Here is a 21,248-nt window from a genome sequence, read left to right on the forward strand (position 1 = left end):
GGCGCGGTGAGCGACGGCGGGAGCCACGGGCGCGGGCGACCGGGGGACGGCGCCCGCGAGGAGCCCGCCGTCCGCCGGCCCGGGTTCGTCGTGCTCGGGGCGGAGGCGCTGCCCCCGGCCAGCAACGTCGTCCGGCCGGTGCCCGGGCGGCTGACCCACGAGCTGCTCGCCGAGCAGCCGTACCACCTCGACCGGCCCGGACGGGACCGCCCGCCCGACGGTGTGCTGCCCGCGGGGACGCGGGTCGCCCTGCTGCCGGGCGGGCGCGGGAACGACCCGTGCCGGGTCGTCACCGCCGGCGGCCTGGCCGTCGACGTGCCCCGTGCCGCCCTGCGGCAGCTACCCGAGGGGACCTGACGGCAGCCGCCTGCCGGGCCCGGCTCGTCGACGCGGAGGAGATCCCGGTGACCACGGACACGACCGGTGTGAGCGGGAACGGCAGCGGCGAGGTGGCGCGCCCGCCGACCCGGGGACTGCTCGGCGCGCTCGGGCGGTTCCTCCGGGCCGGCGAGCCGGCGTCCCTGGCCGACCTGGACGTGCGCTCCGTCGGGATCCAGTACGGGACCCTCGGCGGCCGGCAGGTGCCGGAGGTCTCCCTGCGGTTCGTCCTCGACCAGGGGCCCGAGGGGCTCGAGGGCCTCGCCTCGCGGGGGGACGGGCCCCGACCGGGCACCGCCGGCGGCTACGACCCCTCCTTCCTCGGCGTGGAGGTCCCGGCCCCCGTGCCGGGTGCCGCGCTCCTCGCGGACGTGGCGCCCACGTCCGACGGCGGCACCGTCGTCGCGCACGTGCACTTCTCCCTGCAGATGAGCGTGTCCCGCCGGTTCGCGCTCTGGGTCGCCTGGAACGTCGACGGCGGCGCGCTGAAGGCGCTGAGCCGGAGGGGCCTGCGGTTCGTCCGGGACCCGCAGGTCGCCGAGCACCTCCAGGTGGGCGACGAGCTGTACGCGGGCAACCGCCTGGACCGGGGGCACATCGCGCGCCGGGCCGACCTGGTCTGGGGGGACCTGCCCGTCGCCGAGGCGGCGAACCGCGACTCGTTCTACTTCACCAACGTCGCACCGCAGCTCGACGACTTCAACCAGAGCCGGCGGGACGGCGTCTGGGGCCGGCTCGAGGACGCCGTCTTCGCCGACGCCGACGTCGAGGACCTGCGGGTCAGCGTGTTCGGCGGGCCGGTGCTCGCCGCCGACGACCGCGTGTACCGGGGGGTGCGGGTGCCTCGGGAGTACTGGAAGGTGCTGGCCTTCCGCGAGGCCGGTGCGCTGCGGGCGCGGGCCTTCCTGCTGACCCAGGCACTCGACCACCTCGAGCTGCTCGACCTCGACGAGTTCCGGGTCTTCCAGGTGGCGCTCCCGGAGGTCGAGGACCGCACCGGCCTGCGCTTCCCGGACGTGCTGCGGGCGGCCGACACGGTCGTGCCGCCCGGCCTGGTGGGGGGACGCGAGCCGCTCCGGTCCCTCTCCGACATCCGGTGGTGACCGGCTGCCCGCGGCCGGCCCGGCGGTATCACCGGACCCCCGGCCGCCTCCTCCTGACGTCACCCGCCCCGGCCCGGGAGGACCGCGCGGGTGGGACCACGGTGCGACCAGTGTCCGGAGGCGGTCATGACCACGAGCGAGCACGGCCCGTCGACGCCGCTCCTGCGCGCCCTGGAGGTGGCCCTGGCCCTGGGGCGTGCCGACGGCCGCCTGGCGGCCGCGTTCGAGCCGGCCGACGAGCCGGCCGCCCTGGGCCCGTGGTGCCGTGGCCTCGACCCGGAGCGGTTCGCCGCCCTCGTGTGGGACGCGGCGTCGGGCGCCGCACCCGCGGGGGTCGTGCTCAACGCACCCCGCTGGTACGAGCAGGGCTTCCGCGAGGCCCTGGCACACGTCCGGAGCCCGCAGGACGACCGCGTGCCCGGACAGCCGGACGCCGCGGAGGCCGCGGAGGCCGCGGGGTCCCGGGCCGCCGGCCGGCCCTCCCGGGGGTCCTCGTGCCGGGCCCTGCCACCACGGCGGTCCCGGCCCGCGTGAGGGTCGAACCCCGTCCGGGGCGGGCTCGTCCCGCGGGATCAGCCCCGCTCGCCGCGGGCCCGCTGCTCGAGCGCGTCGACCAGCGGGACGAGCTCGGGTGGCAGCTCCAGCTCGCCGACGCGGAGGGAGACGACCTCCTCCTCGCCGCGGCGGACCGTGAGGTCGTAGCGGTAGCCGTCGGCCGTCCCGCCCGTCGCCGGAGGGACGAACGGGTGGGGACCGGCGAGCAGCCGGTCCAGCGCCGCGACTCCGGCCGGGCCGAGGTCCTCCCGGCCGGCGTCGACCTCGAGCCGGGCGCCTGCGAACAGGCCCCCGGTACGGCGCAGGTGCACGCGCACCGCCTCAGAGCCGGACCCCGACGCCATCCCAGGCCTCCTCGACCGCCGACACCTGCGGGCTGCCGGCGCCGAAGACGGTGGAGGCCACGGTGCGCGTGATGCGGGCGAACTGGCGGAACGTGGCGGTGGGCAGCAGCCGTTCGTGTCCCAGCGAGGCATACCAGATCCGCCCGGCGTCCTCCCAGGCCCGGCCGCCCAGCCGCTGGGCGAGGAGGACGAACGCGCGGTTGGGGATGCCCGAGTTGACGTGCACCCCACCGTTGTCCTCGTCGGTCTCGACGTAGTCGTCCATGTGGCCCGGCTGCGGGTCCCGGCCGAGCAGGTCGTCGTCGTAGGCGGTGCCCGGTTCCACGAGTGAGCGCAGCGCCTTGCCGGTGACCCCCGGGGCGAGGATCTCGCGGCCGACGAGCCAGTCCGCCTGCTCGACGGGCTGCCCGAGCGACCACTGCTCCACGAGGACGCCGAGCACGTCGGCCATGGACTCGTTGAGCGCACCGGACTGGCCCTGGTAGACGAGCGGGCCGTCGTACTGCACGACCCCGTGGCCGAGCTCGTGGGCGCACACCGTCAGCGAGTGGGCGAGTCGCGTGAACAGCCGCCCACTGCCGTCGCCGAAGATCATCTGCGAGCCGTTCCACAGCGCGTTGTCGTAGTCGCGTCGGTAGTGGACGACGCCCTCGATGGGCATCCCGGCCTTGTCGATCGAGTTGCGCCCGAAGACCTCGGAGAAGAAGTCCCAGGTGGCGCCGAGGCGCTCGAACGCCGCCTCGGCCGTCTCGTCGGCGCTCGCCGGGCCGGCCTCGGTGCGGATGATCGGGCCCCGCAGGTCCGGCGTGCTCCGGGCGTCCCGGATGAGCCGTTCCTTCGTCGGCGGCGCCAGCGCGGTGGTGATCTCCGGCATCGCGGACCGCGGGAGGACCGACCGGCGCGCCTCGGCCTGGGTGCGCAGGGAGCGCATCGTCCCCGAGGTGGCCAGGGCCCGGAGCGCCTCGCGGCGCTGCTCGGGACTCCCGCGCTCGGCGACGGAGCGGAGGACGTGGTCGGGGATGAACGAGCAGACGGCGGCCGGCGCCGCGGGCGTGCGAGTCATCGGGATCGGACTCCGGCGGAAGTGGTGGGCGACCCGCTCCGGGTCGCCGGTGAGCGTCGCCGGGGCACCGTCACCGGCCCGTCACCCGCGCGTCGTCGGCGCGGGCGTATCAGCGGCGGCGTCCCCGGCCTCTGGTCCGGAGAGCACGGATCGCCCGTCGACGCGGCCTCCCGGTTCCCGGCGGGCCGCCATCCCGAGGAGCCGCCATGGGCGCGCACCGGACCGCACCCGCCGCGCGGGTGCTCGCCACCGCGGAGGAGACCGCCGACCGGCCGGGGGAGGAAGGCCGTGGCCCGCTGTCGGCCGATCGCGGCTTCCTGCCCACCCGTGCGCCGCTCCTGGCCCTACCGGGCAGCCACGCCGCCTGGGACGAGGCGGCGGCGCGGTTGCCGGACCTCTTCCACGACCTCGCCGTCCGCGAGGTGCTGGACCGGATGCCGGTCCTGCCCGCCGGCCCGGACGCCCTGCCCGCCGCCGCCCTGCAGCGCGCGGCCACGGTGCTCGGCCTCCTCGGCCACAGCTACTGGCACTGCCGGGCACCCCGGCCCGCCGCGCTCCCCGCGGGCATCGCCGGGCCCTGGGCGGAGGTCCGCCGCCGCCTGGGGCGCGCACCGGACCCCGTCCTGGCCTATCCCGACCTCATCGTGCACAACTGGCGCTTCGCCGACGGCCGGGACGCCCTCCCGCTCGTGTCGGACGACCTCCGCCTGCTCGTCCCCGTCGCGGGCAACGAGGAGGAGCGCGTCTTCTACCTCGCGCAGGTGGAGATCCTGGCCCGCTGCGCGCCGGTGGTCGGGGCGGTGGCCGACGCCCAGCAGGCGGTGCTCGACGACGACGCCGAGGCGCTCCGCGACGCGCTGGACCGGGTGACCGCCGCCGTCCGCGCCGCGACCCGGTCGCTGCGGCTCATCGACCCGCGCCCGGACGGCCGCACCGCCGTCGACCCGGTCGTCTGGGCCAAGACGGTGGCCCCGCTGGCGGTGCCGCTCGCCCCCGGCGTCCTCGGGCCGAGCGGCACGGCGTCCCCGGTCTTCGCCCTGCTCGACGCGCTCCTCGGCAGGCGGCGCCACGACAGCCAGCTCGGCCGGGAGATCCTGCTCCACCGCCGGAGCTCCCCGCCGCGCTGGCGCACGTTCCTCGACGCCGTCGAGGAGGTGCCGGTGTCCGGGTACGTCGCCTCCCGCCCGACGCCGGACCTCGTGGCCTCGTTCGAGGCGGCGCGGGAGGCCTACGCCGGAGCGGACGGCTTCCTCGGCCGGCACCGGCGCCGGGTGTCGGGCTACCTCGCCGTCGCCTTCATGGTGGGGCGCGGCCTGACCATCGGCGGGTTCGCCGGGTCACCGCGGGAGCTGACCTGGCAGACCGTCGACGACGCCCTCACCGCGTCCCGTGGCGAGCGGGACCCGCGACCGGGAGCACGTCCGGTCGACGGGTCCCTGCGGGCGGAGGGCCGGGCGGTCTCGGTCGCGGATCTCGCCGAGCACAACGACGACGGGCACGGCTGGTGGCTCGCGGTCGGCGGCCGCGTGCACGACGTCACCGGCTTCGTACGGCGCCACCCGGGCGGCGCGGCGGTGCTGCGCGGTCATGCCGGCCTCGACGCCACCGCCGCCTTCGACCGGGCCCACGCCGGCCGCCCGGGGCTAACGCACCTGCTCGCGGCCACCGACGTCGGACCGCTCGTCCGTCCCGCCGTCCCCCGGGTCCGCGCACTCCACGACGCCTGGCTCGGCGCCCTCGCCGAGGTGGTCCACCTGCAGAACGCCTTCCGGCTCGACCGGTCGTTCGGGCGGGGCACCGACCTGTGCGGTGCCGGCGGCGGGCGGCCCTCCGCTCTCCAGGAGGACCGGGCCGCGGACACCGCGTCGCGCTTCGCGGACGAATACCTGCCCCGGTTCGCCGCCGAGGTCCTCGCGCCGCTGGCCGGCCGGGTCCTGCGTGAGCGGCGGATGCCCCTCGGCGGGATCAGGACGGCCCCGGCCCCTCGGGTGCTCCCACCCGCTCGACCGACCCGGCACCTGCTGGACCTGGTCGAGCAGCGGATCGCCGCCACGAAGGCGCTGCTCGTCGCCGGCGCCCGGGCCTTCGACGCCTGGGGGGACGCCGTCCTCGACCGGGGTGACCTGTGGTGCCTGGTGGCGGAGGCGGTCCCCCGGTGCGCCGGCGGGACGACCGTCGCCGTGCACCGGGTGCGGCCGGCGTGCTGAGGACCGGCCCCCGGGAGGTCCCCCGGGGGCCGGTCCTCCGGGAGCTCAGACCGGCAGGATCCGCAGCGGGACGCCGAATCCCTGGAGGATGGGCGTCCCGTTCGCCTTCTCGGAGTGCTCGCGCGCCTCGTCGAGGAGCACGTCGAGCGCCGCCCGGGCGGTGTCGGCCTTCCCGTCACGCACCATGCGGACGGCGGCTGCGGCCACCTGGGGGGCGGCGAAGGAGGTCCCGCTCCAGGTGGCCCACGAGTTGGGCCCGAAGGTGTCGGGGTCCAGCTCGTCCGACGCCGGCGACTCCCGGCCGACGACGTACGTGGACACGACCCCCTGGCCCAGGGTGGAGCAGGTCACCCAGTCGCCGTGCGTGGACCACTCCGCGCCCACGACCTGCTGCTCGTCCGTCCCGTCGAGGCGCAGCGCCGCCACGGAGACCACGTGCCGCTCGAACTCGGGGACGGCGGAGAACGCGGCGGGCCAGCACCGCCGTTGGTCGCCGTAGTTGCCGGCGGCGCAGACGACGACGAGGTGACGGTCCTGCGCGTCGGCGACCGCGATCGCCGTGCGGAGCGCCTCCTCGATCGCGAGCGGAGGGCGATCGCCCGCGGTGAGGAAGCCGAGGGAGAGGTTGATGACCTCCGCGCCGTCCTGGGCCGCGCGCACGATCTCCCGGGCGATGTCCACCTCGTCGCCGTCACCCTCGCTGTTGAGTGCCCGCACCACGACCACGTCGGCGCCGGGCGCGACCTGCTGCACGATCCCGGCGGCGAAGGTGCCGTGTCCGGCTGCGCGGTCGAGGTAGTCGTCCGCCGGGACGACGTCCAGCGGGTCCAGGTTGTCGGTGCGAGCGAGCCCCGTCAGCCAGCCGTCGGCGCGCTGCTCGCCGCTGACCCCGTTGTCGATGACCGCGATCCGTGGGCCGGCCCGTTCCGCCTCGGCGGGCAGGAGGTCCCACAGACCGGTTCCGCCGGGACCAGAGGGCTCCGGGCCGCCGACGGCCTTCCGGATGGCGCCGAGGAGCGAGACGTGACTGGGTGCCGCGCGGTCGCCCGCCACGGCCCGGGCCACGGCTCCCGACGCACGCAGGCTGCGTGCGCCCGCCCCGACGGTCGTGAGCACGCGGAGCCCGTCGAGCCCCGGGACGGACACCGTCTGCGGCGCGTAGTAGCGGTCCCGGAGCTCGGCGACGACCGCGGGTGCGTCGTCACGGCGCACGACCAACCGGTTCGGCGTGACGGCGATCCCGTCGTCGTCGAGCTGGATCCGTGCCGGCCGGAGGCCGCTGCTGCGCACCTGTAGATCGGTCAGCGCGCCCACCCGGTCGGCCCGGCGTGCGTCCTCGGTGGCCGTCTCGGCCAACCAGGCCGAGATCTGCGCCTCGACCGCGGTCCGCTGGGCGTCGATCTGTTCCGGGGAACGTCGTTCCGGGGGAGGCGGCTGGAACTGGTGGGCGTCCGCCATGGGGGATCTCCTCCTCACTCGGCCGGGTCCGGAGCAGAATCGTCCCGGTGACCGGCGTCACACGGGAAGAGCCGGGCGGCTCCCTCCTGATACGCGCAGAGCAGGCCTACGACGGCGTCGTCGGGGACCCGCGTCGCTTCGACCGGGCCGCGGCCGACGTCGTCGAGGCCGCCCGCCGCACCGCCGACGGCGAGGCGCTGGTGGTCGGCCTGCGGGCGCTCGCCTGGGCGGCCCGCGCCCGGCGGGAGAACCGGCGGGCGCTGCAGCTGCTCGACGAGGCCGTCCGGCTGGCCCGGCGGACCGGGCTCGCCCACCGGCTCCCCGGCCTGCTCGTCAGCCGCGCGGCGGTCGTCCTCGAGCTCGGCCAGGTCGCCGTCGCCCTGCGCGACCTGGACCGGGCCGTGGCCGGGGCGGACCGGTCGGTCCCCGAGGCGGAGTTCATGCGCGCCGTGCTGCTGCACAACCTCGGGCGCCTGGAGCCGGCGGCCGCGTCCTACCGCCGTGTCGTGGCCGACCCGGCCGCGACGCTGGACAACCGGGGCAGCGCGGCCAACAACCTCGCTCTGGTGGCCGCCTCCCGGGGACGGTTCGACGAGAGCCTGCGCCACCTCGACCGCGCCGAGGAGCTGGCCGCCGGCATCGGGCCCTCGATGTACGCGTTCGTGGCGCACAACCGCGGCCTCGTCCTGGCCCAGAGCGGACGGCTCGCGGAGGCGCTGTCCCAGCTCGACCGTGCCACGGAGCTGTTCACGGAGACCGGCGTGCCGCTGGGCGAGTACCACATGGAGTACGCCGACGTCCTCGCCGAGCTGCGGCTGCTGCCGGAGGCGCGGGAGCTGGCCGGGCGCGCCGCCGCGGACCTCGACGCCCAGGGCGTCCTGCTCCTCGCCGCCGAGGCCCGGCTGACCGTGGCGCAGACGGCGCTGCTCGCCGGGGACGCCGGGGTCGCGCGGGCGGCCGCCGACGAGGCCGAGCGGCAGTTCCGCCGGCAGCGCCGCACCGCCTGGGCCGCCCGGGCCACCGTCCTCGCCGCCGAGGCCGCCCTCCTCGACGGGACCGCCGACGTGCAGGTGGTGCGCCGCGCCGCCCGGGCCGCCGGGTACCTCGACCGGGCGGGCATGCCGTCGGCCGCGGCGGCCGCGCACCTGGCCGCCGGCCGGCTGGCCGCGCGGCTGGGACGGCCGCGGGTCGCCCGGCGCTGCCTGCAGACGGCGCGGGACCGCAGCCGGCGGGGTCCGGTGCTGTTGCGCCTGCGGGGGCACCTCGCCGCCGCCTCCGCCGAGCGGCTGGCCGGCCGGGACGACGCCGTCCTGCGGCACTGCCGGGCCGGGCTCGCCGACCTCGCCCGGCACCGCGCCGCGCTCGGGTCCACGGAGCTGCGGGCGCTCGCCTCCGGTCACGGGGTCGAGCTCGGGCGCCTCGGGCTGGAGGCGCTGCTGCACACCGGCTCACCGCTGCGCGTGCTGGGCTGGATGGAGCGGACCCGCGCCGCGGCCCTGCTCGGCGTCGAGCCGCCGGCACCGGACGGGCTGCAGGACGAGCTCGCCGAGCTCCGGCTCGTCCACGCCGAGCTGGCACAGGCGCTGCGCGACACCGGCGAGGAGCCGGCGGAGCTCCGCGCCCGACAGGCCGCCGCGGAGGCCCGGGTGCGGCGCGGCGCCTGGCAGCGGTCCGGCTCCGGAGCCGGGCGGGCGACCGTCTGCACGCCCGGCGAGCTGCGCCGGCGGCTCGACGGCCGCGCGCTGGCGTCGTTCGCCACGGTGGGGGAGGAGCTGGTCGCCGTCGTGCTGCACGACCGCCGCGGCCACCTGGTCCACCTCGGGCCGGCCCGCGCCGTGCGGGCCGAGTGCGACGGCCTGCTGTTCGCGCTGCGGCGCCTCGTCCGCCCCGGCCGGCCGGCCGCGGTCGCTGCCGCGCGGGCGAGCGCCGACCAGGGGCTGCGGCGGCTGGCGGCCCTGCTGCTGCACCCGCTGGAGGTGCCCGCGGACGTCCCGCTGGTCGTCGTCCCCGACGGGCGGACCCACCGCGTGCCCTGGGCGGCGCTGCACGGCGCCCCGGTGACCACCGCGCCCTCGGCCGCCCTGTGGGCGCGCACCCGGGCGGCCGCGCCGCCGGACGCCGGCGCGGTGGTGCTCGTCGCCGGCCCCCGGCTGCCCGGCGCGGTCGCCGAGGTGGAGGCCGTGCGCCGGTGCCACGAGCGGCCCGCCGTCCTCACCGGGGAGGCCGCCACGGTGGCCGCGACCACCGACGCGCTGGCCGGCGCAGGGCTGGCCCACCTGGCCTGCCACGGCCGGCTGCGCGCGGACAACCCGACCTTCTCGGCCCTGGAGCTGGCCGACGGCCGGCTGACCGTGCACGAGCTGGACCGCCGGGGGATCGCGCCCCGGCGCGTCGTCCTCGCCGCCTGCGACTCCGCCGCCGACGTCGCCTACGCCGGCGACGAGCTGCTCGGGTTCGTCAGCGCACTCCTGGCCCGGGGGACGACGGGTGTCCTGGCGAGCACGGTCGCCGTCGGCGACGTCGAGTCGGTGGACCTCATGCGCCAGGTCCACCGCGGGCTGGCCGGGGGGCGGACCGTGGCGGACGCGCTGCACGCCGCCCGCGCACGGCTGGACACCGCCGACCCGCGGCAGTTCGTCCACTGGTGCGCCTTCGGTGCCTACGGGGCGGGCTGAGTCCGGCCGGACCGGTATCAGGAGCGCGGGTCCGGCCTCTGACGAGGAGCGGCACGGCCGCGGCCGGTGCTGGCCGCCCGCCGCGCTGCGGGGCACCATGCCCCTGCGGGACCACCGCGGGAGCGAGGGGAGGTGGGGAGATGGCGGCACCGGGACCGGACGGGGACGACGACCTGCTCGACGAGCTGCGCGCGGCGGTCCGCGGCGCGGGCACCCCCACGGCGGCGATGACCGAGGCCGCCCGCGCCGCCTTCTCGTGGCGGACCGTCGACGCCGAGCTCGCCGCCCTGACCTCCGACTCGCTCGTCGACGAGCCGGCCGGCGTGCGCGGGAGCCCCACCGGCCCCCGCGACCTGGTCTTCGAGGGGCGGACGGCGTCCGTCGAGGTGGCGCGGGACGAGGACTGCCTGGTCGGGCAACTGGTCCCGGCCGGTCCCGGGCGGGTGTCGCTGCTGCACCCCGGCGGCGAGGTGGACCGCACCGAGGCCGACGAGCTCGGCCGGTTCCGCTTCGACCGGACGGTGACCGGCCCGGCGCGGCTGCGCTGCTCCACGCCGGCGGGGGAGGTCGTCACCGAGTGGGTGCGCTTCTGAGCGGGCGCCTCAGACCTCGAGCAACCCCCGGACCGCGCCGTGGGACCGGATCCGCGCGATCGCGCGGGCCCGCGTCGGCCCGATGCTGCCGATCGGCATGCCGAGGCGCCGGCTGATCTCCTCGTAGGGGAGGGGCGGGTCCTCGATCAGGAGCAGCAGCAGCCGTCGTTGCCGCTCGGGGAGCTCGGCGAGCGCGGCGAGCAGGGCCTCGTGCCGCTCGCCCTCGAGCAGAGCCCGGTCCGGGCCCGGGGAACCGTCGACCGGCCCGTGGGCGTCGAGGTCGGCGGAGGGGACCGCCGGCCGACCGCGGCTGACGTGGTGGCACTCGTTGCGGGTGGTGGTCGCGATCCACCCGGGCAGCGCCCGGGGCTCCCGGACGGCGCCGAGGTGCTCGACCAGGCGCAGCCACACCGTCTGGACGACGTCCTGTGCCTCCGCGTCCTGCAGCCGGTTGCGGCGCACGATCGACAGCACCAGGGGCGTGAACCGCTCCACGAGGCGGTCCCACGCGGGGGACTCGCCGGCCAGTGCCCGGGCGACGAGCGCGGCGACGGCGTCCTCGTCCCCATCGGCCTCCACGGACGTCCCCCCTCACTGCCGGGTGCCACGGGCCCGGCTCAGCGTAGTGACGCGGGCCCGGGCCGCGGGACGAGCCGGCCGGCGGAGGCGGACGGCGCCCGTGACGGGGCGGTGACGGGCGCCGGGCGACCCTCGGCCGGTCCGCACGGCTCACGAGGAGGAAGACATGGCCGGTGACCTGCCCCTGGAGGAGCGACTCGTCGTCGTCGACGGAGACCAGCCCGGTGCCGCGGCAGCCGCAGTACCGACCGGGCGCGTCCTGCACGAGTACGGCGACCGCATCCGCGTCGAGACGCCGTCCCTCGATCCCGGCGCGGACGCGGGGGCGGGCGCGCCGACGGCGGAGGTGCCCGCCGAGCTCCTGGACCGGCTCACCGAGACCGAGACGCTCGGGCTGAGCGCGCTCCGGCTCCGCCTGTCGGACGGGTACGCCTCGGCGAAGGCGCAGCGGCCGCGGCAGGGTGAGCCCTGGGACATGGACTACAGCTGCACCGACGAGGGCGAGGCGGCCGCGCCGGAGGACGCCGGCGCCCCGATCCCGCCCGGCGCCCCGACCAGCGCCTACCTGGAGGGACGGGTCGCCGTCGGCGTGATCGTGGTCGAGGGCCCGAGCGCCGACCTCCAGTTCAGCGCCGACGAGCGCGCCAAGGTCGTGGCCGAGGTGCAGAACGGGCTCAGCTACCTCGCCACGGCCAACCCCGCCGCCGGCGTCAGCTTCGTCCACGACATCCGGGTCGTCCGGGTGAGCGTGGCCGCGGACCCTGCCGACCCCGACCTGGAGGGACGCTGGCGCAACCCGGCGATGGCGGCCCTGGGCTTCGCCGCGGACTTCGGCGGCGTCGGCGCCTACGTCCGCGACCTCCGCACCCGGCTGGCCAGCCGGTGGGCCTACTGCGCGTTCTTCGTGAAGTACCCGGTGCGGCACTTCGCCTACGCGTCCATCGGTGGTCCGCGCGTGGTCATGCACTACGACAACGACGGCTGGGGCCCGGACAACATCGACCGCGTGTTCGCCCACGAGACCGGCCACGTGTTCGGGTGTCCCGACGAGTACGCCGGCAGCGGCTGCGACTGCGGCGGGGCCTGGGGCCGGTTCGGCGAGCCCAACCTCAACTGTGAGCGGTGCGCTCCCGGCGGCGGGATCCCGTGCCTGATGAAGGGCAACGACTTCACGATGTGCCCGGTCACCCCGGCGCACCTCGGCTGGATGCCGTCCCGGATCGTCGCCAAGCACAGCGTCAAGGTGGCCGACGTCAACGGGGCGTCGACCGCGAACGGCGCGCTGGTCATCCAGTGGCCGTACCACGGTGGGGAGAACCAGGCGTTCCGCGCCGACCACCTCGGGGGCGGCTGGTACCGGCTGGTCGCCCTGCACAGCTCGAAGGTGCTCGACGTCGAGGGGGGGTCGACGGCGAACGGGGCGCGGCTCCTGCAGTGGCCGTGGCACGGCGGGAACAACCAGCAGTTCCGGATCGAGGGCCTCGGGGACGGCTACGCCCGGATCGTCGCCCGGCACAGCGGCCGGGCGGTCGACGTCACCGGGGCCTCCACCGGCAACGGTGCGCAGCTCGTCCAGTGGGACTTCCACGGCGGTGACAACCAGCGCTGGCTGCTGACCTCCGCGGTCCCCGCGGCGCACAGCGGCCAGGTGTTCGACGTCGCCGGCGCGTCCACCGCCCGGGGCGCGCTGCTGGTCCAGTGGCCGTACCACGGCGGGGCGAACCAGGCCTTCCGGTTCGAGCGGCTCGCGGGCGGCTGGTACCGGATCGTGGCCCAGCACAGCGGCCTGGTGCTGGACGTCGAGGGGGGCTCGAGGGCGAACGGGGCGCGGCTGCTGCAGTGGCCGTGGCACGGCGGGCCCAACCAGCAGTTCGCCGTGAACGCGCTCGGTGACGGCAACGTCCGGATCACCGCCCGGCACAGCGGGCGGGCCCTCGACGTGGCCGGGGCGGGGCAGGGCAACGGCGCACAGGTCCTGCAGTGGGACTGGCACGGCGGGCCGAACCAGCGCTGGCTCGTGCCGCAGGTCGTCACCGTGGCGGGCGCGCCCGAACCGGCCGGGGCCGAGCCCGGGGCGGAGCCGGCCGGGATCCCGCAGCCGCGCGCCGACGAGGAGACCCTCACCGGTGCCGACTCTCCTGCTGGTCGCGGATGACGTGGGGCGGGTGCTGAACCGGCTGGGCCGGGCGGTCACGCTGGTCCAGCACCTGCCTCCGCGGCTCGCGGTCGTCGAGGTCGGCGAGGACGCCCGGGCGGCCCTCCTGACCGCGCCGGGCGTCCTCGGCGTCGGGGAACCGGAGCTGCCCGACGACGTCCGGGACCGGCTGACCGGGACCGAGCGGCTCTTCGCCGACGCGTGGGTCCTGGGCCGCCGGCCGAAGACGCGCCCCGGTGACGGGCTGGCCTGGGACGCACCGGGCTTCGAGCCGCCGGACGCGCCGCGCTGACGGACCCGGCGGGTGGCCGGCGCCGGGCTGGCAGCCTGGAGCGGTGCGCGCCATCGTCGTCGACTCGGTCCGAGCCCAGCCCCAGGTGCGGGAGGTGCCCGAGCCCGCGGCTCCCGCCGGCGGGGTGGTGCTGCGGGTGACGGCCACGGGCGTGTGCCGCAGCGACTGGCACGCCTGGGCGGGGCACGACGACGACGTCGTCTTCCCGCACGTGCCCGGTCACGAGCTCGCCGGGGTGGTGGCCGAGGTCGGTGCGGGTGTCACCCGCTGGCGCGCCGGCGACCGGGTGACCGTCCCCTTCGTCTGCGGCTGCGGGCGCTGCGAGTGGTGCCGGGCGGGAGAGGCCCAGGTCTGCCCGGACCAGCAGCAGCCGGGCTTCACGCACTGGGGGTCCTTCGCCGAGTACGTGGCGCTGCACGCGGCCGACGCGAACCTGGTGCGCATCCCGGACGGGGTCGACGACACCGCCGCTGCCGCGCTGGGGTGCCGGTTCGCCACCGCCTACCGCGCCCTGGTCGGCCGCGCGCGGGTCGCCGCGGGGGAGTGGGTCACCGTGGTGGGTGCCGGCGGCGTGGGGTTGAGCGCGGTCATGGTCGCCCGCTCGCTGGGCGCCCGGGTGGTGGCGGTGGACCGCAACCCGGAGGCCCTCGCCGTGGCCGCCGGCCTCGGCGCCGAGCACACGGTGCCCGCCGACGGCCGCGACGTCCCGGCGGCGGTCGCGGACCTGACCGGCGGCGGCAGCTCCGTCGCCGTCGACGCGGTGGGCAGCGAGCAGACCTGCGCCGACTCGGTCCTGAGCCTGCGCCGGCGGGGGCGGCACGTGCAGGTCGGGCTGCTGCCGCCGGTCGACGGCCACCCGCGGGTCCCCATGGCGCGGGCGATCGGCTGGGAGCTGGACCTGCTGGGCAGCCACGGGATGGCCGCAGCCGACTACCCGGAGATGATGGCGCTCGTCGAGCGCGGCGCGTTGCAGCCGCAGCGGCTGGTGGAGCGCACCATCGGCCTCGAGGAGGCGGCCGCGCTGCTGCCCGTGTTCGACCGGGCGACGGTCGCCGGGATGACCGTGGTCGACCCCGCCGCTGACGCCGGCCGGCCCGGGAACGGCATGGTCGGCACGTAGCCCGACACTGCGACAACGGGGATCGTCGTCCTCGGGCGGACCGCTGCAATCGTCAGGCGTGTGGTCCGCGCTGGTGGCGCGGAGGGCAGGTCACACGGGAGCGACGGTCGCCTCCGGTGACGCCGGCGCGGGAGCGGGCCGGTGGAGGTCGGTGGCCATGCGGTCGGCCAGGCCGGCGGCGTCGGCGCCGACGAAGCCCAGCAGCGCCGATCCGCGGCAGGTCTGCCACGGCAGGCCCAGGAAGTACAGGCCGGGCACCTCGGTGACCCCGGCGGTGTGGCGGACCTGGCCGTCGACGGCCACGCCGGGCATGTCCAGCCACGAGTGGTCGCTGCGGTAGCCGGTGGCCCACACGACCGCGTCGACGTCGGTCGTGCTGCCGTCGGCGAATCGTGCGGTGCGGCCCGTGAACCCGGTCAGCCGCGGCCGCAGGTCGATCCCGCGACGGCGGAGGTCGCCGCGCCGGCTGCCGATCACCAGGTCGCCGCGGGCGCGCAGCCGGCGGGCGATGCGCGACTCGGCGGGGACGGTGAAGAACCCGGCCCGTGTCAGCCAGGTGAACAGGTCCCGGCCGGCGATGCGCTGGGGCAGCTGCAGCGGGGTCGAGCCGACCGCGACGGTGACCTCCTGGGTGGCGGCCAGCTCTGCGGCGATCTGGAGGCCGGAGTTGGCGGCGCCGACGACCAGCACACGGCCGCCGCCCGGGAGCTGCGTCGGGTTGCGGTACGCGGCGCTGTGGAGCTGCGGCACGGACGGGTCGAGCTGAGCCGCGACGGCGGGGACGCGCGGGGTCTGGAACGGGCCGGTGGCGACCACGACCTGGTTGGCGCGCACGGTGCCGGTGGGGGTCATCGCCGCGAAGGTCCCGTCGGGCTCGCGGGACAGGCGCAGCACCGGTGAGCTGGACCGGACCGGTAGGTCGAAGCGGGCGGCGTAGGCGGCGAGGTAGTCGGCGACGTCGTCCTTGCCGGGGTGGGTGTCGGCGGGCGCGGGGAACGGCATGCCCGGCAGGGAGTCGTACTGGGCGGGGCTGAACAACCGCAGGGAGTCCCACCGGGTGCGCCAGCTGTGCCCGATCTCCGGGGCGGCGTCCAGCAGCAGGAAGTCGGCGCCGCGCCGCGCGAGGAAGTGGCCCAGCGCGAGGCCGGCCTGGCCGGCGCCGATCACGAGGACGTCGTGGTGCCGGTGGTCGGAGGTGCGGGGGGAGCGGGACACGGGGATCTCCTTCGTCGGTGCCGGGGTCTGCGCCGGACGCTAGGAGGGACGCGGGTGCCTCACGCCGGGAGAACCGCCGGGTTCGTCGACGGCGCCGGCGTGGCGGCCCCGGCCTCAGAGGTCGAGCGGGAGGGCGGTGAGCTCGGCGCGGGAGGCCACCCCGAGCTTGGCGAAGACGTTGCGCAGGTGGAAGTCGATCGTGCGGGGACTGACGAACAGCTGGGCGGCGGCGTCCCGGTTGGACAGGCCCTGCCGGACCAGCGCGGCGACCTGGCGCTCCTGCGCGGTGAGCTCCGTGGCGGTGGAGACGTCGCGGCGGCGGGCGGTCTCGCCGGAGGCGCGCAGCTCGGTCGCGGCCCGCTCGGCCCAGGGCGCGGCTCCGAGGTCCTCGGCCAGCGCCAGGGCCGCGCGCAGGTGCTCGCGGGCGTCGACCCGGCGCCGCGCCCGGCGCAGGTGCTCGCCGAGTGCCAGGTGGGTGCGGGCCCGGTCGGGCAGGCGCAGGGACCGCTCGTGCGCCGCGAGTGCGCGCCGGAAGTGCTCCTCGGCCGTGGCGCCCTCGGCCAGCACCGCTCGGCCGTGCTCGAGGACGGCGACGGCAGCGGGGGCGCCGGTGCCGTCGGCGAAGGCCTCCAGTTCGGCCAGCCAGTCGCGGGCCAGGTCGTCGCGGCCCGCGCGGACGGCCGCCTCGAGGCGATCGAGGGCGGCCATGCGCTGCAGCCCCGGGACCGAGATCTGCTCGAGGTGGTGCAGCGCGGTCGCCGGCGGGCCGCCGGCGCGGAGCCCCCGCGCCCAGTGGACGAGGTCGGCCACCATCCCGTCGACCAGTCCCACGGGATGCGCCTGCCGGATGGCCGTCGCCTCCGCGGCGTGCCGGTCGGCGGTGCCGGCGTCGCCGCGCAGGGCGGCGACCACGGCGAGCTCGGCGGTGGACAGGGCGGTCATCCCGGGGTGCCCGGTGCCGGCGCTCAGTGACAGCGCCTCGGCGGCGCCGGCGGCGGCCGCCGCCCACGCCCCGGTCGCGATCTGGAAGTGGGCGGCCCGGGTGAGGGCGTGCTCCACCATGGGGAGGGCGCCGGCGCCCCGTGCCGCCGTCAGCTGCTCGGCGTGCAGCCGCAGTCCGTGCTCGTCGTCGTCGACCACCATGGCGGCGACGCCGAGGTTGGGCTGCAGCACGTGGTCGTCGACCGGGTCGTCGTCGGTCAGGGCGAAGGCGCACCGGAAGCTCTCGGCCGCGGCCGCCCAGTCGGCACGGCCGGCGGCGAGGAACCCGGACAGCAGGGCCGCCGCGGCCCGGGTGCGGTTCGGTGCCCCGGGCGCGGGCGGGGGGACCAGCGCGCCCAGGTCGACGGCGCGGGGTGACCGGGCGCCGAACGCCGCCAGCGCCGCGCCCAGCATCGCCAGGTGTCCGGCCACGGCCTCGTCCACCCGGGCCGCGGCCTGGGCGGCCTGCAGGACGAGGTCGTAGCCGTCGTCCAGCGAGCGGGTGTTCCACTCGATCTGCCCCTGCAGGGTCAGCAGCTGGGCCCGCAGCAGCGGGTCGGTGACGTCGGCCGCGGCGGCCCGGGCCAGCGCCGCCGCCTGGCCCGGGCGCGCGCCGAGCCAGGCGGAGGACGCGGCCCGGTACAGCCGCCGTCCGCGCGCCTCGCCGCCGCCGGCGAGTTCCGCCGCCCGGGCCCAGGCGGCGGCCGCCGCCTCGTGCCCGCCGCGGGTAGCGGCGCGCTCGGCGACGCCGTCCAGCGCGGCGACGACGTCGTCGTCGGGCCGGTCGGTGGCAGCGGCCAGGTGCCAGGCCCGGCGGTCGGCGTCCGCGTGCAGGGCCTCGGCGAGCGCCCGGTGGGCGGATCGGCGCTGAGCGCTCGTGGCCGCGCGGTAGACGCCGGACCGTACGAGCGGGTGGAAGAGGACGACGGTGTCCCCGTCGACCCGGAGGAGCCCGGCGCGCTCGGCCTCGTCGAGGGCCTCGTCGTCGGCGCCCAGCCGGTCGGCGGCGTCCCGGACGACGGGGAGCCGGGCCGTGTCGTCGGCCGCGGCGGTCAGCAGCAGGCGCTGGGCCGGCTCGGACAGCCTCCGGTAGCGGTCGAGGAACGACCGCTCGACACCGTCGGTCAGCGGGAGCTGGGCGGGCAGCGGGGCCCGGCCGGCGAGCTGGTCGGCGCCGAGCGCAGCGGCGAGCTCGCCCAGGGCGAGCGGGTTGCCGCCGGTGGCGGCCACGAGCCGGTCACGGACCGCCGGGTCGATCTCACCGCCGGCGCGTGCGGTCAGCAGCGCGCCGGCGTCCTCCCCGGTGACCCCGCCCAGCGCCAGGCCGGGCAGGTCGGGGGCGTCGAAGCGGCGCGCGTCGCCGTCGCGCGCGGCGAACAGCAGCGCCACCCGCTCGGCCTGCACCCGGCGGGCCGCGAACTGCAGCGCCGCCGCCGACGCGTCGTCGAGCCAGTGCGCGTCGTCCACGACCGCGAGCAGCGGGGTCTGCTCGGCGGCCTCGGCGAGCAGGCTCAGCGTGCCGAGGAACGCCAGGAAGCGGTCGCCCTCGCCCTCGGCCTCGCCCATCGCCGCGCGCAGCGCGGCCTGCTGCGGTCCGGGCAGGGCACCGATCCGGGTCCGCAGCGGCCAGAGCAGCCGCTGCAGGGCCGCGAACGCCAGCGGGGACTCGGACTCCACCCCGGAGGTGCGCAGCACCCGCATGCCCGCCGCGGCGCCAACGGCGTCGGCGAGCAGCGTCGACTTCCCGGACCCGGCGACGCCGTGCACGACCAGCGCGCCACCCGACCCGGTCCGGGCGGCGTCGAGGAGGGCGGCTATCGCCGCGCGTTCGCTCTCCCGTCCGGCCAGCACGGCCGCGACCGTACCGAGCGCGGAGGACGGGCCGGGCGCGCGGGAACCCGGCGGTTTCCCCGGCGTGAGCGACCACAGCGGCCGGCGAGCGTGGGGCTCCACCCGAACGACCTCGAGGAGGAGCCATGTCGCCCCACACCGCCGCCCAACCGGTGACCCCCGCGCACCACCACCGCCACGGTCCGCAGCCGACCGCGGCGACCGGGACACCCGCGGACGGCCCGCGACGGCCGTGGACGGTCTTCGCGCTGATGATCGTCGCCCAGGTGATGGTCGTCCTGGACGTGTCGGTGGTGAACGTCGCGCTGCCGTCCATCAGCGAGGGCCTGCACCTGACCGCCGGGGAGTACCAGTGGGCGGTCTCGGTGTACGTGCTGCTCTCGGGCGGGCTGCTGCTGCTCGGGGGGCGCGTCGCCGACCTGTTCGACCGCAGGCGGGCGTTCCTCGCCGGCATCGGCGTGTTCACCGTCGCCTCGCTGGCCAGCGGGCTGGCGCAGACGCCGCTGGTGCTGGTCGTGGCGCGGGCGGGTCAGGGCGCGGGCGCGGCGTTGCTGACCCCGGCCGCGCTGTCGATCGTCATGACCGCCTATGCGGGCCGGCAGCGGCGGACCGCCCTGGCCGTGTGGGGGACCGTCGGCAGCCTCGGCATCGCCGCCGGCGTGCTCTTCGGAGGAGTGCTGACCAGCGCGCTGGACTGGCGCGCGGTGTTCTTCGTCAACGTGCCGATCGGGTTCGCCGTCGTGGTCGGCACGCTGGTCGCCGTGCCCCGCGGCGACGCCCGGCCCGGCGGGTTCCGCCGCCTCGACGTGCCGGGCGCCCTGGCGCTGGTCGGTGGGCTCCTGGCCCTGGTCTTCGGCATCGAGGCCACCCGCTCGGTCGGCTGGACCGCGCTCCCCACCCTGGGAGCCCTCGCCGCCGCCGCGGTGCTGCTGACCGCCTTCGCCCGGATCGAGCGCCGCGCCGCCGACCCGCTGGTGCCGCCGTCGACCTGGCGGATCCGCGCGCTGGTCTCGGCGTCGGCCGTCATGGCCGGCGTGACCGGCGTCGTGGTCGGCGTGATCTTCCTGAGCTCGCTGTACCTGCAGGCCGTCGCCGGCTCCTCGCCGGTCGTCACCGGGCTGCAGTTCCTGCCCCTGGCCGGCGCCATCACCCTGGCCGCGGCCCTCGCGTCGCACGCCATCGGGCACGTCGGCGCCCGCGCCCTGATGCTGGCCGGCCTGCCGGTCCTGGCCGCCGGCGTGCTGCTGCTCGCCGCGAACGCCGGCGGGACCTCCTACGCCGCCGACGTCCTGCCCGGGTTCCTGCTGGTGGGCACCGGGGTCGGACCCATGTTCGTGGCCATCTCGGTCGCCGCGATGGGCGACGTGCCGGCCGAGCGGTCGGGCCTCGCCTCCGGGCTGGTGATGACCGGCCACGAGACCGGCGCGGCCCTCGGCGTCGCGGCCCTCACCGCCGTCGCCGGAGACCTGGCCACCTCAGCCGGCCTGGTCGACGGCTACGCCCGCGCCCTCACCGCCACCGCCGGCGTCCTCGCCGCCCTGTTCGTCCTCACCCTGCTCGCCGTGCCCGCCGGCCGGCCCGCGGCCGGCGCCTCGACCCACGGTCACGGCCACTGACCCGGCGCCGATCCCGGCGATTCCACCGGTGAGAGCACACCGGTCCCCCGCCGACGCTCGTCCCCGACCACAGCACCGCCCACCCACCACCAGAGGAGTCCCCATGCTGTCCAGCACGCCCCGCACCTTCGTCGGCTCGACCACCTTCACCGTCACCGGCATGACGTGCGGGCACTGCCGGCGCGCCGTCACCGAGGAGATCGCCGCCGTCGACGGCGTCGAGTCCGTCGCCGTCGACCTGGCCGGCGGCACCGTCACCGTCACCGCCACCCACCCCGTCGACCGCGCCGACATCGCCGCCGCCGTCGACGAGGCCGGCTACGCCCTCGTCCCGTGACCCCGTCCACCCCGACCCGTGACCGGAGACCAGCCGTGACCACCACGACCCCCACCCCCGCGCCGGCCGAGACCCCGCACACCGCGCACCGGCTGACCGCGAAGCGGTTCACCGTCCACTTCCTCGAGATGGTCGTCGCGATGGCCGTCGGGATGGTGGCCCTGCACCCGGTCTGGACCTGGGCCCTCGACGTCGTCGACGCCCCCGACCTGATGGAGAACCCCTACACGGGCGCGCTGATCATGGCGACGAACATGACCGTCGCCATGTCCGCGTGGATGCGGGTGCGCGGTCACCGCTGGCGGCCCGTCGCCGAGATGGGCGCGGCCATGTACCTGCCCTTCCTGCTGCTCTTCGTCCCGCTCGGCCTCGGGCTCATCGGCGAGGGCGCCCTGGTGCTCTGGGGCCACGTGCTGATGCTCCCGGCCATGGCCGCCGCGATGCTGCTGCGCCCCTCCGAGTACGCCCACTGCTGACGCCCGTGGGGGGGGGGGGGGGGGGGGGGCCCGCCCCCCCCCCCCCCCCCCCCCCCCCCCCCCCCCACCCCCCCCCCCCCCCCCCCCCCCCCCCGCCCCCCCCCCCCCCGCCCCCCCCCGCGGCGCCCCCCCCCCCCCCCCCCCCCCCCCCCCCCCCCCCCCCGCGCACCGAGGAGGCCCCCGCCCCGGTCAACCCGCTGCTCGAGCCCTCGCCGACCCCCGACGAGCCGGGCGAGCGCCGGCTCACCGC

At 77.6% G+C, this 21,248-nt stretch carries 18 protein-coding genes; 12 read left to right on the forward strand and 6 right to left on the reverse strand.

Features of this window, described 5'->3' with window-relative positions; all coding sequences use genetic code 11:
- Positions 1-6 precede the first annotated feature (6 nt).
- From ACI79X_RS03690 to ACI79X_RS03700, 3 genes are all read left to right on the forward strand, one after another.
- The gene (locus ACI79X_RS03690; RefSeq protein WP_457024060.1) at positions 7-357 is read left to right on the forward strand and encodes a hypothetical protein; all 351 of its coding nucleotides are present in this window, start codon (positions 7-9) and stop codon (positions 355-357) included.
- Positions 358-404: 47 nt separating this feature from the next.
- On the forward strand, positions 405-1,481 hold the full coding sequence (locus ACI79X_RS03695; RefSeq protein ID WP_457024061.1) for a DNA/RNA non-specific endonuclease: 1,077 nt from the start codon (positions 405-407) through the stop codon (positions 1,479-1,481).
- Positions 1,482-1,607: 126 nt separating this feature from the next.
- Positions 1,608-2,015: a hypothetical protein gene (locus tag ACI79X_RS03700; RefSeq protein WP_457024062.1), complete on the forward strand. Its 408-nt coding sequence runs from the start codon at positions 1,608-1,610 to the stop codon at positions 2,013-2,015.
- Between the two features lie 38 nt (positions 2,016-2,053).
- On the opposite strand, the gene ACI79X_RS03705 is transcribed toward ACI79X_RS03700, so the two are convergent.
- Both ACI79X_RS03705 and ACI79X_RS03710 read right to left on the reverse strand, forming a co-directional pair.
- Entirely contained in the window at positions 2,054-2,380 is a 327-nt protein-coding gene (locus tag ACI79X_RS03705; RefSeq protein ID WP_457024063.1) for a protealysin inhibitor emfourin, read from the reverse strand.
- Positions 2,358-3,443 carry a M4 family metallopeptidase gene (locus ACI79X_RS03710; RefSeq protein ID WP_457024064.1) on the reverse strand — a complete coding sequence of 362 codons (1,086 nt, stop codon included), beginning with the start codon at positions 3,441-3,443 and terminating at the stop codon, positions 2,358-2,360. The genes ACI79X_RS03705 and ACI79X_RS03710 overlap by 23 nt, the downstream gene beginning before the upstream one ends.
- 206 nt (positions 3,444-3,649) lie before the next feature.
- Between ACI79X_RS03710 and ACI79X_RS03715 the strand changes: the two genes are divergently transcribed.
- A complete protein-coding gene (locus ACI79X_RS03715; RefSeq protein ID WP_457024065.1) occupies positions 3,650-5,650 on the forward strand; it encodes a cytochrome b5 domain-containing protein in 2,001 nt (666 codons plus the stop codon).
- 45 nt (positions 5,651-5,695) lie between these two features.
- On the opposite strand, the gene ACI79X_RS03720 is transcribed toward ACI79X_RS03715, so the two are convergent.
- The gene (locus tag ACI79X_RS03720; RefSeq protein WP_457024066.1) at positions 5,696-7,108 is read right to left on the reverse strand and encodes a S8 family serine peptidase; all 1,413 of its coding nucleotides are present in this window, start codon (positions 7,106-7,108) and stop codon (positions 5,696-5,698) included.
- Positions 7,109-7,155: 47 nt separating this feature from the next.
- Here ACI79X_RS03720 and ACI79X_RS03725 point away from each other — a divergent pair, with 47 nt between their 5' ends.
- Entirely contained in the window at positions 7,156-9,783 is a 2,628-nt protein-coding gene (locus tag ACI79X_RS03725) for a CHAT domain-containing protein (RefSeq protein ID WP_457024067.1), read from the forward strand.
- Between the two features lie 140 nt (positions 9,784-9,923).
- Positions 9,924-10,376, forward strand: coding sequence for a hypothetical protein (locus ACI79X_RS03730; RefSeq protein ID WP_457024068.1), 453 nt, complete (start codon positions 9,924-9,926; stop codon positions 10,374-10,376).
- A 9-nt stretch (positions 10,377-10,385) separates the two neighbouring features.
- On the opposite strand, the gene ACI79X_RS03735 is transcribed toward ACI79X_RS03730, so the two are convergent.
- A complete protein-coding gene (locus tag ACI79X_RS03735; protein ID WP_457024069.1) occupies positions 10,386-10,955 on the reverse strand; it encodes an RNA polymerase sigma factor in 570 nt (189 codons plus the stop codon).
- Between the two features lie 166 nt (positions 10,956-11,121).
- Here ACI79X_RS03735 and ACI79X_RS03740 point away from each other — a divergent pair, with 166 nt between their 5' ends.
- From ACI79X_RS03740 to ACI79X_RS03750, 3 genes are read left to right on the forward strand one after another with little or no spacing between them, the layout of a single operon-like run.
- Positions 11,122-13,110 carry an RICIN domain-containing protein gene (locus ACI79X_RS03740; RefSeq protein ID WP_457024070.1) on the forward strand — a complete coding sequence of 663 codons (1,989 nt, stop codon included), beginning with the start codon at positions 11,122-11,124 and terminating at the stop codon, positions 13,108-13,110.
- The gene (locus tag ACI79X_RS03745) at positions 13,082-13,402 is read left to right on the forward strand and encodes a hypothetical protein (protein ID WP_457024071.1); all 321 of its coding nucleotides are present in this window, start codon (positions 13,082-13,084) and stop codon (positions 13,400-13,402) included. The genes ACI79X_RS03740 and ACI79X_RS03745 overlap by 29 nt, the downstream gene beginning before the upstream one ends.
- Positions 13,403-13,445: 43 nt before the next feature.
- The gene (locus ACI79X_RS03750) at positions 13,446-14,522 is read left to right on the forward strand and encodes an alcohol dehydrogenase catalytic domain-containing protein (RefSeq protein ID WP_457024072.1); all 1,077 of its coding nucleotides are present in this window, start codon (positions 13,446-13,448) and stop codon (positions 14,520-14,522) included.
- 90 nt (positions 14,523-14,612) lie between these two features.
- On the opposite strand, the gene ACI79X_RS03755 is transcribed toward ACI79X_RS03750, so the two are convergent.
- Both ACI79X_RS03755 and ACI79X_RS03760 read right to left on the reverse strand, forming a co-directional pair.
- Positions 14,613-15,737, reverse strand: coding sequence for a flavin-containing monooxygenase (locus ACI79X_RS03755; RefSeq protein ID WP_457024073.1), 1,125 nt, complete (start codon positions 15,735-15,737; stop codon positions 14,613-14,615).
- A gap of 114 nt (positions 15,738-15,851) precedes the next feature.
- On the reverse strand, positions 15,852-18,569 hold the full coding sequence (locus tag ACI79X_RS03760; RefSeq protein ID WP_457024074.1) for an ATP-binding protein: 2,718 nt from the start codon (positions 18,567-18,569) through the stop codon (positions 15,852-15,854).
- Between the two features lie 125 nt (positions 18,570-18,694).
- Here ACI79X_RS03760 and ACI79X_RS03765 point away from each other — a divergent pair, with 125 nt between their 5' ends.
- From ACI79X_RS03765 to ACI79X_RS03775, 3 genes are all read left to right on the forward strand, one after another.
- Positions 18,695-20,185 carry an MFS transporter gene (locus ACI79X_RS03765; protein WP_457024075.1) on the forward strand — a complete coding sequence of 497 codons (1,491 nt, stop codon included), beginning with the start codon at positions 18,695-18,697 and terminating at the stop codon, positions 20,183-20,185.
- Positions 20,186-20,288: 103 nt separating this feature from the next.
- The gene (locus tag ACI79X_RS03770; protein ID WP_457024076.1) at positions 20,289-20,522 is read left to right on the forward strand and encodes a heavy-metal-associated domain-containing protein; all 234 of its coding nucleotides are present in this window, start codon (positions 20,289-20,291) and stop codon (positions 20,520-20,522) included.
- A gap of 35 nt (positions 20,523-20,557) precedes the next feature.
- The gene (locus tag ACI79X_RS03775; protein ID WP_457024077.1) at positions 20,558-20,998 is read left to right on the forward strand and encodes a hypothetical protein; all 441 of its coding nucleotides are present in this window, start codon (positions 20,558-20,560) and stop codon (positions 20,996-20,998) included.
- Positions 20,999-21,248 lie beyond the last annotated feature (250 nt).

It is taken from the genome of Geodermatophilus sp. SYSU D01119, from assembly GCF_054049975.1.